At 43.0% G+C, this 12,618-nt stretch carries 10 protein-coding genes and 2 tRNA genes; 9 read left to right on the top strand and 3 right to left on the bottom strand.

Features of this window, described 5'->3' with window-relative positions; genetic code table 11:
• The first annotated feature begins 94 nt into the window (after window positions 1-94).
• The 9 genes from A4R26_RS33590 (at window position 95) to A4R26_RS33550 (ending at window position 8,515) form a co-directional block, all read left to right on the top strand.
• Window positions 95-168 (top strand) — tRNA-Ile (locus A4R26_RS33590).
• Between the two features lie 326 nt (window positions 169-494).
• Window positions 495-1,259, top strand: a complete 765-nt coding sequence (locus A4R26_RS33585; RefSeq protein ID WP_081171462.1) for an outer membrane beta-barrel protein — start codon at window positions 495-497, stop codon at window positions 1,257-1,259.
• Window positions 1,260-1,598: 339 nt separating this feature from the next.
• Window positions 1,599-2,786, top strand: a complete 1,188-nt coding sequence (gene hflX, locus A4R26_RS33580) for a GTPase HflX (protein WP_081171460.1) — start codon at window positions 1,599-1,601, stop codon at window positions 2,784-2,786.
• 39 nt (window positions 2,787-2,825) lie between these two features.
• The gene (locus A4R26_RS33575; protein ID WP_081171458.1) at window positions 2,826-3,182 is read left to right on the top strand and encodes a Rieske (2Fe-2S) protein; all 357 of its coding nucleotides are present in this window, start codon (window positions 2,826-2,828) and stop codon (window positions 3,180-3,182) included.
• An 84-nt stretch (window positions 3,183-3,266) separates the two neighbouring features.
• Window positions 3,267-4,031 (top strand): sterol desaturase family protein, encoded by a 765-nt coding sequence (locus A4R26_RS33570; RefSeq protein WP_081171456.1) that lies wholly within the window; start codon window positions 3,267-3,269, stop codon window positions 4,029-4,031.
• Window positions 4,032-4,095: 64 nt separating this feature from the next.
• Complete coding sequence (locus A4R26_RS33565; protein WP_081171454.1) at window positions 4,096-4,992, top strand: alpha/beta fold hydrolase; 897 nt, start codon at window positions 4,096-4,098, stop codon at window positions 4,990-4,992.
• Between the two features lie 259 nt (window positions 4,993-5,251).
• Window positions 5,252-5,325, top strand: a tRNA-Asn gene (locus A4R26_RS33560).
• A gap of 413 nt (window positions 5,326-5,738) precedes the next feature.
• Entirely contained in the window at window positions 5,739-7,688 is a 1,950-nt protein-coding gene (locus A4R26_RS33555; RefSeq protein WP_081171452.1) for a TonB-dependent receptor plug domain-containing protein, read from the top strand.
• Complete coding sequence (locus tag A4R26_RS33550) at window positions 7,685-8,515, top strand: DUF4249 domain-containing protein (RefSeq protein WP_081171450.1); 831 nt, start codon at window positions 7,685-7,687, stop codon at window positions 8,513-8,515. The genes A4R26_RS33555 and A4R26_RS33550 overlap by 4 nt, the downstream gene beginning before the upstream one ends.
• A gap of 59 nt (window positions 8,516-8,574) precedes the next feature.
• On the opposite strand, the gene A4R26_RS33545 is transcribed toward A4R26_RS33550, so the two are convergent.
• The 3 genes from A4R26_RS33545 to A4R26_RS33535 form a co-directional block, all read right to left on the bottom strand.
• Window positions 8,575-10,032, bottom strand: a complete 1,458-nt coding sequence (locus A4R26_RS33545) for a hypothetical protein (RefSeq protein ID WP_081171448.1) — start codon at window positions 10,030-10,032, stop codon at window positions 8,575-8,577.
• A gap of 925 nt (window positions 10,033-10,957) precedes the next feature.
• A complete protein-coding gene (locus tag A4R26_RS33540; RefSeq protein ID WP_081171446.1) occupies window positions 10,958-11,737 on the bottom strand; it encodes a phytanoyl-CoA dioxygenase family protein in 780 nt (259 codons plus the stop codon).
• A gap of 158 nt (window positions 11,738-11,895) precedes the next feature.
• On the bottom strand, window positions 11,896-12,615 hold the full coding sequence (locus A4R26_RS33535; protein WP_081171444.1) for an aspartyl/asparaginyl beta-hydroxylase domain-containing protein: 720 nt from the start codon (window positions 12,613-12,615) through the stop codon (window positions 11,896-11,898).
• Window positions 12,616-12,618 lie beyond the last annotated feature (3 nt).

Raw genomic sequence — 12,618 nt, 5'->3', positions numbered from 1 at the left:
AGATTTCTGCGGGGTACTGAATGAATTTTTCTAATTTTGCTGCTCTTTGAAACGAAAAGCGCTTGTTTTAATAATATTGCTGCGAAAGCAGTTCGGATCCTTAGCTCAGACGGTTAGAGCACCTGACTCATAATCAGGGGGTCTTCGGTTCAAATCCGAAAGGATCCACACAAGTTTACAGGATAATGATCCCAACAGGATCCACACACAGTTCTTATTTCATCGTTGGCTTTCTCTCCAAAAATAATTATCGGGAGGGTTAGGGTATCCCAAACACATCGATCCATCGCTGGTCGGTTGAATCGGGGCCTCTGTAGGGTTAATTTCCATATTTGACGTATTGTTTCCCGATATCCGTTACTACCGGGTGGGGCGATCCGCAAAAAAGTCAACCATTACCTCATTTTGCCCATGGCAGTGCTATGGGCTTTTTTGTAACCTTAACCTTTCATTAACCCTGTGAAAGATACTTTTGACAATCATTTGAGAACAGTATGAAAAAATTGATTACGCTTTCCCTCGCATTGGCATTTGTACTTCCCTTATTTGCACAGGATTCAACAGTTACACCAGACCCCGTTCCGGCCTCCAAAACGTCGCAAAAGAACGAATGGACCAAGGCCTTAAGCCAGCGTCACGGTAACGATCACTTCCTGATTCAGGTAGGGTATAATGGATGGTCAGGTATTTCAGATACTATCGATACAAAAGGTATTCCCCGCAGCTTTAATATGTATTTCATGTTCGACTTCCCTTTTAAAACCAGTCCCCGCTTTAGCGTAGGTATTGGCGCCGGTTTGGGAACCGACAATTTTTACCTCGATAAAACAACTGTAGACATTGCCGGCTTATCGGGCAACACGCTTTCTTTCAGAAGCGACACCACTTCCAACTATTTCAAAAAATATAAAGTAGCAACCACCTACCTCGAATTGCCGGTTGAGCTTCGTTTTACGGCAAACCCGGCAAAACCCAACAGCAGCTGGAAAGCGGCAGTAGGCGGAAAAGTAGGCACCATGTTAAGCGCCATGACAAAAGGTAAAAACCTCATGAGCCGCAATGGAGGTACCATCAATAGTTATACAGAAAAGATAAAATCAAAACGCTTCTTCAATAGCACACGCCTTGCCGTAACCGGCCGCATCAGCAAAGGCATATTTGGTATTTATGGGCAATACCAGATCAACAGCTTTATAAAAGATGGTGCCGGTCCCGACATACGGCCGTTCCAGATAGGATTAACTATCAGCGGATTATAGAAGCGCCAGCAGAAAACGCCCAATTGCGGGCCATACTGTAAAAACATCCGATTCAAAACATATTAAAGTCCGGAAGGAAATTTCGCATAAGCGAAGCTACTTCCGGACTTTTTGTTTGCACTGTTGCATCCGCATTTATCGATTCATCTTTCATTATTTAATGGCGGAAAAATGGATAAACGCCGTATTTATAATAATAAGTAGAAGGCAGGTACAGCGGTATCAACTAATTAAGAGGGTGGAATATCGTACTTTTCACCCCCCACGGCCCAACCGGAAAGAGAACACGCCGGCAGTTCCGGTTTTTCAGCTTACTTTTGCACGGAAAATTCGAAGGACTTGTTAGACAAGAAGAACATCATTCAAAAAGAAGAGAAGGCTGTACTGGTAGGACTGGTACATAAATTACAAACCGAAGAGCAGGTAACCGAGTACCTGGATGAACTGGCGTTTCTGGCAGAAACCGCCGGCGCAAAAGCCGTGAAGCGTTTCGTGCAGAAACTCCCGCACCCCGACAGCCGCACCTTTGTGGGCAAGGGAAAGCTGGAAGAGATCAAAAATTACATTGAAGGACGCGATATTAATATTGTCATTTTCGACGATGAGCTAAGCGGCTCACAGATCCAGAATATTGAAAAGGTGCTTGAAGTAAAAACCATCGACCGCAGCGACCTCATTCTGGATATTTTTGCCCGCCGCGCCAAAACGGCCCAGGCGAAAACCCAGGTTGAGCTGGCCCAGTATCAATACCTGCTGCCCCGCCTGCGTGGTATGTGGAAACACCTTGAACGTTTGGGGGGTGGTATTGGAACCAGGGGACCGGGTGAAACGGAAATTGAGACCGACCGGCGAATAGTTCGTGAAAAACTGGCCCTGTTACGCAAGCGCCTCAGCGAAATTGACAAACAGGCGGCAACCCAGCGCAAAGACCGCGGTGAATTTATCCGCGTAGCCCTTGTTGGCTATACCAACGTAGGCAAAAGCACCATCATGAACCTGCTGGCGAAAAGCGAAGTATTTGCCGAAAATAAATTATTCGCCACGCTCGATACTACAACACGTAAGGTAGTTTTTGAAACCACACCGTTCCTGTTGAGCGACACGGTAGGGTTCATCCGCAAATTACCGCACCACCTGGTTGAAAGTTTTAAAAGTACGCTCGATGAAGTACGCGAGGCCGATATACTCCTGCATGTTGTAGACACCTCGCATCCGGCGTATGAAGATCAGTTGGGTGTGGTAAACAAAACGCTGCAGGAGCTGAGTGTGATCGACAAACCAACGATCACCATCTTCAATAAAATGGACCAGTACGAAAAGAACACCTTTGATCCCTGGCTGGAAGAAGAGGTTCGGGCCGAAATACTAAAAGACCTGAAAGAACGCTGGGAAAATCAGTTACAGGGCAACTGTGTTTTCATTTCCGCCACTGAAAGAATGAACATCGACGAATTACGCGCAACCATCTTAAATAAGGTGAAGGAATTATACGCCATACGGTACCCATACAAAACGGGTTTTTATTAATGGCGATTTATTTACCTGTGCATCCGTGAACAAGCCTCCATGACCGAAAAGAAATACCAGTACCACCAGGTAGCCGAACATCCTTCAGTGCTTACATTCAGCGAGCATGGCATTGCCGTTACGGATGTAAAAGGAAAAAAGATCTGCCTCACCCGGCACCGCGACCAATGGTTTGCATTTGCCTATAAATGCCCGCATGCCAGCGGCATAATGGCCGATGGTTATGTAGATGCGGTTGGGAATGTGGTTTGCCCGGTGCACCGGTACAAATTCAGTTTGCAAAATGGCCGCAATACCAGCGGCGAAGGATATTATTTAAAAACTTACCCGGTTGAAGTTCGGGGCGAAGCGCTTTTCGTTGGGCTGCCCGATGGCGGACTGTTTGGATTATTTTGATCCCCGCGAAATTAATGCCGGCCCACACCTCACATTGTAAGGCATAAACTTACGCTTATAGTATTAAAACTAAAAAGCAGGTATATGCCAACTCCATTACAGATCTTGCTCGACCCGGAATCGTTGTACATTCTTTCTATGTACCTGGTGCTCATTGTGTGGGAAGCCATTTTTCCGGCACGGAAATTACCCGCCATTCGTTTCTGGCGCATCAAAGGCATCGCCGCCTTTATCTTTTTCTTTTACCTGTCAACCTATTTGCCGCTAGCCTATAGCCGGTGGCTGCCTTCTGCCCAGCTTATCGACCTTTCAAAAATGAACCTTGCTGTAGCAACCGTTTTGGGTGTTCTGTTATATGAAGGTGGCTTATATGTGTGGCACCGGTCAATGCACCGCTACAATGTTTTATGGCGGGTATTTCATCAAATGCACCATAGTGCAGAACGCCTTGATACATATGGAGCGTTCTATTTCAGCCCGTTCGATATGATAGGATTTACCCTCTTGGGCACCCTTTGCTTTTCAATAGTCTTAGGGTTGCCGGCCGCAGCGGTAACGCTGATATTGCTCATCACCAATTTCTTCAGCATTTTTCAGCATGCCAATATAAGAACACCGGTTTGGATGGGCTACATCATTCAGCGGCCCGAAAGCCATGCCATCCATCATGCACAGGATGTACATGCATTCAATTACTCAGACCTGCCTTTGTTCGACATACTGTTCAGGACCTTCCGCAACCCTAAAGAATATGTAAAGACGACCGGTTTTTATGAAGGCGCATCTGCGCGTATCGGAGAAATGTTACGCTTTCAGGATGTGAGCCTTCCACCCGCAAGCAAAGAATAAAATATCTATTAACCAACCGCCCGTTACGCTATAGTGGAAACGGGATAAATTAAATGTATCATTTATGCGAAAAAAGGTCATTCACTGGCTGCCCTTTATGCTGGGAGTTAGCCAGTGTTTACAGGTAGAAGCTACACCTGTACTTCAGTCAGACACCAACCCAATTACCGAACAAACAATTACGCTGGCCAACGGCGTACAACTCAACTATGCAGAAAAGGGGAATGCCGAAAACAAGCCGGTGATCTTCATACATGGCTATTCTGATTCGTGGCGATCGTTTGAAAAGGTGCTGCCCTTACTTCCAGCGGATGTTCATGCCATGGCCATCACGTTGCGCGGGCATGGCAATTCATCGAAGCCGGCGGCAGGTTACAGCTTTAAAACATTTGCTGCCGACATAGCGGCGTTTATCACTGCAAAAAAGTTAGGCCCGTGCATACTGGCCGGCCATTCGATGGGCGGACTAATTGTGCAACAATTTGCCATTGACTATCCACAGCTTACCCGGTCGATAATTATTGTAAGTTCAGACGCTTCATTTGCCGATAACCCGGGGGTACCCGAATTTTTGAGTGAAGTAATGAAACTCAAAGACCCGGTTGACTATTCGTTTGCAGAAGCATTTCAAAAGAGCACGCTGGCCAGGCCGGTAGATTCGGCTTACATCAATCAATGCATTGCAGAAAGCATGAAACTGCCGGCGAGAGTATGGCATGGATGTGCCGCTGCCTTCATGAAAACAGATCTTACAAAGGAACTACCGCGCATTGCCATTCCGGCACTCATACTTTGGGGCAGCAAGGATGGTTTTTGTTCGCGGGCAGACCAGCAAAACCTGGCTAAGCGAATAAAAAATGCCCGGCTGGTGATGTATGAGGAGGCGGGCCATGCGTTGCACTGGGAGGAATCCGAGCGGTTTGCAAAAGATGTGGTAGAATTTATTAATGCAAGTAAATAGGCGGCAAGAAAAAACGGCAGTAATTTTCGGGTGCCGGGTGCCAATAAGTAAGGATTTTGGGTTGAGAAATGATCCATTCCTGCGGACTTAGGAATTGAGCAGAAAATAAGGGTAAAAAAGCAGAAAAATTTTTAAATAAAAGCCTGATTTTTCTTTCAGTATGTGTTTTTTAAAATAGGAATTTCCTTATTTTTGCTGCCCATTTCGGAGAAGGGGTAAAAGCCCGGGCTATTAGGGCCGCCGGAATGGAAAAACAAATTCCTCCTTAGCTCAGTTGGTTAGAGCATCTGACTGTTAATCAGAGGGTCGCTGGTTCAAGTCCAGCAGGGGGAGCACTCAAACACAATAGCTTACAAGGCCACCTTCGGGTGGCTTTTGTCGTTTTTGGCGAATTTTCAAACAGTCGGGAGCAGGGGTGAGAAAGAGCTTTTCAACTAAGGACTCTGGTGTTTTTTAACTGCATTTCTGTTTGCATTCGTAAAGGGTAAGAACATCATCTTCTGCCTGCCATTGAAGAAGCGGTGGTAAAGATGGCCTTCTGCACTGATATGAACCTTTCAAAAAGTAAAACTCTATGAAAACATTCAGCATGGGCACTAATTATAGAAGCGTAAAAATTGCAATTTCACAACAATTTGTCATTAACGTTATCAACTAAATTCTTGAAAACCGGATTAACCTTTACCCTGTCACTGCTCTTCTACAACCTCCTGTATAGTCAGTCTGTAGTGGACTCGATTAAAAATATGGATACCGTAACAGTATCCAGACAAAAGCAGTTAATTAATGGAGTGAACAGGCTTACATTAAGCGCAAAGCAGATAGAAGTGGTACCAAAAATAATGGGGATAGCAGATCCTTTAAAATCAATACGCTTCCTTCCTGGTTTTGGTAATGGAGGCGATGCCAATTCGGGTGTGCAATACAGAGGGCTTCCATCAGGAAGCAATGGCTATTTTTACAATGGGGTCCTCGTTCATAACCCAAGCCATCTTTTCGGATTATTCCCTTTATTCAATAATAATGTTATTGAAGACCTGAAAATCTACACGGGCGTTGTTCCGGGAAAGTATTTTGGGAAATTATCCGGCTATATTGATATAAATAGTAACTGGCAAGTCAGAGATACCACCCTTATTAAAGCAGAAGCCTCCCTGGCTCATCTGGGCGTAGGCGCCAGAATTGAACGGGACTCTATTCAGGTGATTGAAATATTCTGGAGGAATACCTTTATGAATAAAACACTATGGCCTGTATTAAGTAAAATGGGAAAGGATTTAGAAGGTATGAACTATGACCTGTTCGACTTTAATATGAACGCCAAAAGGGTTTTCAACAAGAGTGAGATAAAGGCCTTCTTATACCTGGGTAGAGATAAAGCTATGTTTGATCTGTATGAGCAGCGGGCAAAGAATAGTATGGATTGGGGAAATCTGGTTATGGGCATAACTCATACTGCAGATATCCGGCAATACCTGCAATGGGAAAATAATATTGGATACTCAAAGTACAATACCCGCGTTGCATTTGATCTGTATGGCGAAGAGTTTGCGCTATTCAATCATCAAAAGACCTTAAGCATAAATTCTACCCTGGCTTATCGAAAATCGCGCCGCTCGGTTGAAACAGGCTTCCTTTATATAATGGATGATTTAGGCACTACCCTTCAGAATGAGGGACAGCCTGCTCAATCTGGTGGCAATGTCCGGTATAAAAGTAATCAGCATTTATTTAAGCATTTTGTGAATGCCACATCCCCATTGTCAGAAAAAATTGAACTGAAAGGCTCACTGAATCTTTCTACAGTTTCAGCTGTTGAACGCGTGTTTTTTATAAATCCGGCACTTTCAGTATCCTATCTGATGGACGCAAGGAATTCTTTTTTCTGTAGTTTATCGATGGCTTATCAGCCGATACACCAGGTTGGCCTTACAAATATTAACCTGCCAGTTGATTACGTAATTCATGCCAACCGGAATCTTTCTGTTTCAAAGATCCGGGAAGCCTCTGGCGGATACCGTTACGCAGGGGCCAGTATCGAATATAGTATAGACGTTTATTACAGATGGCTGTCTGGCTTAAAAGAATTTAATGGGAACATCGTCTCTTTAAACGAAAGCAATGATATTGCCAATGGAATAGAAAATGGTAATGGGGTTACCTACGGATCCGATTTTTTTGCCAGATTAATCACCAACCGTAATTATTTCACGGTAAACTACTCCTATTCAAGAAGCTTCAGGAAATTTGATGCAATCAATAACGGACAATGGTATAAATATATTTACGACCGGCCGCATAATTTAAGTATTGTGAATTCTTATAAAATGACTCCGAAAATATCTATCTCAGTTAGTTTCATGTACAATAGCGGAAGCGCATATACTCCCACAGTAGGGATGTATTATTTTGGCAATTCCGTATTGGCGGAATATGGCGCCAAAAACAGTGTCCGGATGGCTGCCTATCACAGGTTGGATGCAAGCGTAGACTGGCTGTTGAAGAAAACCAGCAAATGCAGGCAAACCCTGGGTATTTCAATTATCAATGTCTACAATCGCTCTAATCCAATTTATATATACCAAAGTTATGACCGGAATTATTTTCAAGAGAACAATGCCTTTAAAATGATCCAAAAAGAAGGCGCAAGTTTGCCCCTCTTACCTGCTCTCACTTATTCATTGGAACTACTATGAAAAAATTACTATTAACAATCATCATAGGTACGGTATTTTCTGCATGCATTAAAGAAGGTGCCCAAAAAGAATTTGACCCTAAGTTTGTAGTTGAAGGCATTATCGAGAACGGAGCAGTTCCAGTGGTGAAAGTGATGCACAACATACCCACTAACTACGTTATCGATGAGGAGCAACTGGAAGCTCTTATTGTACGTTGGGCAACCGTAAAGGTCTCTGGCGGAGGAGATGAGGAAGTTCTGACATTGACGCGCAACGATAAAGTTTTTCCTTATTTATTTTATGTTGGTAATTCTCTGAAAGGAAAGGCAGGTCAGAAGTACAAACTGGAAGTTAAATACAACAATGATGTTCTTCTTTCCGAAACAGAGATCCCACTTTATAAGCCTGCCATAAAAGGCGTATCGTATGAATGGCTCGACCCGGAAAAGGCTCAACCTGTCGTAAATATTGACAATGCAAATCCGGAAGCCAATTATCTGCTGTTTACGAAGCTGCAAACTCAACATGAGTTCTATGCAACCACTCCCAGAGGAATCAAGGCTATTGATCAGGCCGGCAAACAATTTACTGTATCATTGATGAGGACCCGATCGATACAGGATACCATGAACTCTTCCAGATATTATGAAAAAGGTGATGAAATAGCAATAAAAGTATCTAACGTTTCCGCAACAAGTTATTCTTTATGGTCTGCTGTTTCGCAACAAGGTCTTGCGCTTTCATTTCTGAACTACTCCGATGATTTTTCCGGTAATATTGAAGGAAATGGTGTTGGCGTCTGGTATGGCGCCAATTCTTCGGTTTACAAGCTGATTATCGACTAAAAATGCCATCACGCAAAACGTGATGGCATTTCAATATTATCTGATAAGCGCCAGGCGCTTTAGTTCTCAAATTTATCCAGCAAAGCTTCGACATCGTCGATCAGGTTTTCAAAACCTGTTTCCCCAAATACTTCAAAGCTGATCTTTGATTCATCTCCGAATACAAGCAAAGGTTCCACATCATAATAATGTACAGTTGTATTACCGTATTGGTGTACATCATCTTTTAGCTGAAAGGTAACTGCTGCTATTTTCTTCTTTGTTTTTGTGTTTACGCCTACTACAGCAGCGTGCTTGTTTAAAAGGCTTGCCAACAAGGTATAATACTCTTTTTCATACGCTTCACGATCTTTCTCATACTTCTGATAGGCGGAATCATAGAGGTTGTATGCAACTTCCCATTTCGCATTATACTCGTTCAGCGCTTTCTGGTATTCGTTATAGCTGCTGTAGTCATCGTAATCAGGATAATCTATGCCTCCGAAATAAGTATCCCAATCTGGAGAAGCAGGCTCTTTGTCGCGAACTGTTTTCAGCTCATTATGCATCATTGCATAATCAATTTGTCCACCCAACGTAAAGCTGCCTACTGTAAATGTTGTGTTGGCAGAAACGAACAGGTCTAATGTTTCGTCATCCTTGGAATTCACCAGGTTGTCATACGATAGCGAACTGAAGTTAGAGTTGGCTTCCCATGCAATTAAAGTTTCGGAACCTTTGGCGAAACTAAATTTAGTACCGGCCAGCTTATTGTCTGTGTTCACTTCGAACTTCGCGGCATATGATCCGAGTGAAAGGTTTACATTAATTAATTTTGGGAGCTTATCATCCTGATAAGTATAAATTGAAGACAGATTCATCACTTCCGAACTGTTAATCGTCATCCTGGCCATTAGCTCGGAGGGCAATTCATAGGTCTCTTCTGTATTTATTTCAACAATATCGTAGTTTCCCGTTTGAGAATTGTATACATAGTCGTATTTCGTACTATTCTCCACATGAGATTTTCCAGAATTCTTATACGTAATAGTCAGGACAGTATTGTTCGTCGTTCCATTCTCTGTAGCAGGAAAATGAAATTCAATTTTGTCGCTGGAAGCAGTCTTATCCCACTTTTTTGTTGATTGATTATATTTGTAAACTCCAAATGCCTTGCTTAGAATATAAGATTTCTTTTCTGTAGTTAGTGTAGATAGCACATTGTTTATGGCTTCTATTCTCTGCGATCCGGCTGTTATTTTTCTAAAGCCATTTACCGTTATGTCTATTTCAGGAGCTTCCAACCTATTGAAGTTTTCTAATGCTTCTATAGCAGTATTGGAACTTAAATCATCAACTTTTTTGACAAAATCGCGCCCTTCAGCCTCCATAAAGGCTTTATTGGCGGTTACACCTTCTTTATCATAGGGCAATTCATAAATGGATGGATTGTTTTCCGGATCAGAGTCGTTGGATTTCTTACATGCACTGAATACGATCGGTGCTGCGATCAATAACAATACGGTTGTTTTTTTCATAATAAAAGTAACATTTACAAAAATGGTATCTAAAAGGGGATAATAAAAACTAAGCTCGAAGGATTTAGTTAGTTATACAACTCAAAATTACATTTATAATTCATTAATTTAAACTGTTAGAGACAGTTTTATGTTCAAAATGGGGCTAAATATAACCCATCAACGTAATATTGTGTAATTTATTCTTACCTATGATCTGAAATTTATGAATACTTATCCTGTTCTATATTCACGACAAATATTAATGAGTACTATGCTAAATCACTGTTGCGATCCGGTTAGAAATGTTGCTGTTGCACTTTTCCTTATTTTACTCATTCAGGTAAATCGGCAATCTTAATTCTGCAAAATCCTCTCGCCGCCCTTTGGGAAAAACGCCTTTATTCTGGCGAAGAAAGGCAAGCATTAAGCTAATCTTTTTATCTGGCATATCTATCCCATCCCAACATGCTCTATCTCGTTTTATGTTATCCCAGGTTATTCTATGTGCGCCTACAGTACACTATATAAGTCTACAGTGGTCTACATGTGTCTTAAATGGCCATGGTAACATGGGGTGTTTTTCCGGCATAGTGCCGGTATCAGGAGGGTATTATGCCGGACGTTGTTCGGGTGTTGTTCGGACTTTCCGGGGGAATGTTCGGGTGTACTCAGGAGAAATGCGAAGAAAGTCCGAACAAAGTCGGTAGTAATACCGGCACAAGACCGGATCGATACCGGATTCCGGCTGCCTGTCACCTACTAAAATAACTTTACACTTTGGAGGGTTAGACTGGGGAGAACTTTACAGTTTTAACAATTATACTAATTAGGCTTACATTTTATAAAATTTTTGGATCTTCCCTTTTAATTTTGGAAAACAAGAAGGAGGCCGTTATGACCTCCTTCATCACTCCGGATACGGGACAACATCTCTTTTTAATTATCACCTGCTTATTCCATTTTGTATGGCTATTTCAACAGGAGAAAAAATACCTGTCTCGTTTTGTTGCATCAAGTCACTTTTTAACAGTAACGGCGGCTGGGCCAGAAACCGCGGCTCTTTTCCCCTGTGCGGCTGGGCCGCATGTATCAAAAAAGGATGGCACAGGTAAACCGTTCCGGCCCTGCCTGTAGCAGTTACCACTTCTCTATCCGGTAAGGAAGGAAATTGTGCAGCCATCTCTAAAAGAGTCATGCCCTGCTCGCCATGCGGTTTCAATAACCGCGCAATATCCAAATGTGATCCTGTCTTAATTCTGGTTGGCGCATCATCCTCGCCAATATCAGAATACAGGAACAGCATCAACAAACCCCTGTTCTTCGATCGCCAGTTTGCGCGCCATTCAAAAAAGTTGGTTGGGTTATCACCAAAACTGACGTCTACATGCCAACCCGTATCACCAGCATCTTCCGTCGAAGGAAAACGAACCGGAAAAGTGCCCATGCTCCGGCAGGGCAACCATTTATCTTTTCCAACCAACTGGTCAAAGGCCGCGTGTAATACGGGCGTATTGGCCGATTGTACAAACGGCGGCTGTGTATACATGGCTAAACGGATAACAGGTTTTGTCCAGGTAGACCGGTCGGCGGGATCAGCCTCCATTTCTTTCCATAAAATATTTCGAACTTCGGCTGCTATTTCAGTGGAGAACGCATTATCGATACGTACGAAGCCTTTTTCAATAAATTGATCTATCTGAATTGAATTCAATACTTCTTCCATAAAAAAAGAGATTAGGATGAATAATAACAATACCTACACGTGTGATCATGATCACAGTTGAAATGAAGTGTAAAAAGAAGAAGTATTAAAGTGTTGGTGACATCCTCATAAAAGCAAAGATAATGAATATTTGATTTTTAGCACATCCGGCAATACCCTTAATCAATTCCATTCTCCGCCGCCTTCAATTGCCTTTCCAGCTCATCGGCCAGTTCAGCGGCGGTACCGCCAGGCATACTTCTTAAATTACCGATGGTTTGCAGGATCGCATTTTTATCGCGCAGAAACACTTCACTGTTGCTCAGTTCACTCTTTTGAATGCAATCCTTACTGAACAATTCAGCAAGCCAGTCATTCACCTTACAATCAACAACAAGGTGTATCCTGTTACTGCTTCCCTTATTGGCAAGCCGGTGCGGCAAATTGGCATTGATATACCAGCAGCTACCTTCCTGCATCTGCAACCGGTCGTTATCGAGAAAGAATTCGACAAATGGATTTGTTATAAGGGGAAAGTGCAGCCGGGCCTCGCCTTTTTCAAAATAGAGTTCTTTATCGTTATGCTCTTTGATAATTGCGCCCGCCTGAAGATTTAATAAACGCGCTGATAATTTTTCACATTGCAGGCTTTTCAACAGCGATCTTACGGCCGGACAGTGATCCAGCAACGGCGTATCCATGTAAGCTTCATTATTCACCGGTTCCGCCAGCGTATTCAAACCGCCGCCCGGCGACCGGAACGATACAACATCCCACCCGCCTTCATAATCGTGCCTGTTTAAATGCGGTTGCCAAAATGACTGCAGCGTTTCAATTTCTTTTTGAATACTTTTGACAGCCACGGGCACATTCAACATCGCGTATTTAATGATGCTCATACC

The sequence above is a fragment of the Niastella populi genome (assembly GCF_002078015.1).
In the GTDB taxonomy this organism is placed as follows: domain Bacteria; phylum Bacteroidota; class Bacteroidia; order Chitinophagales; family Chitinophagaceae; genus Niastella; species Niastella populi.
The sequence above is the reverse complement of the archived record's forward strand: the minus strand, read 5'-3'. Positions and strand labels throughout refer to the sequence as shown.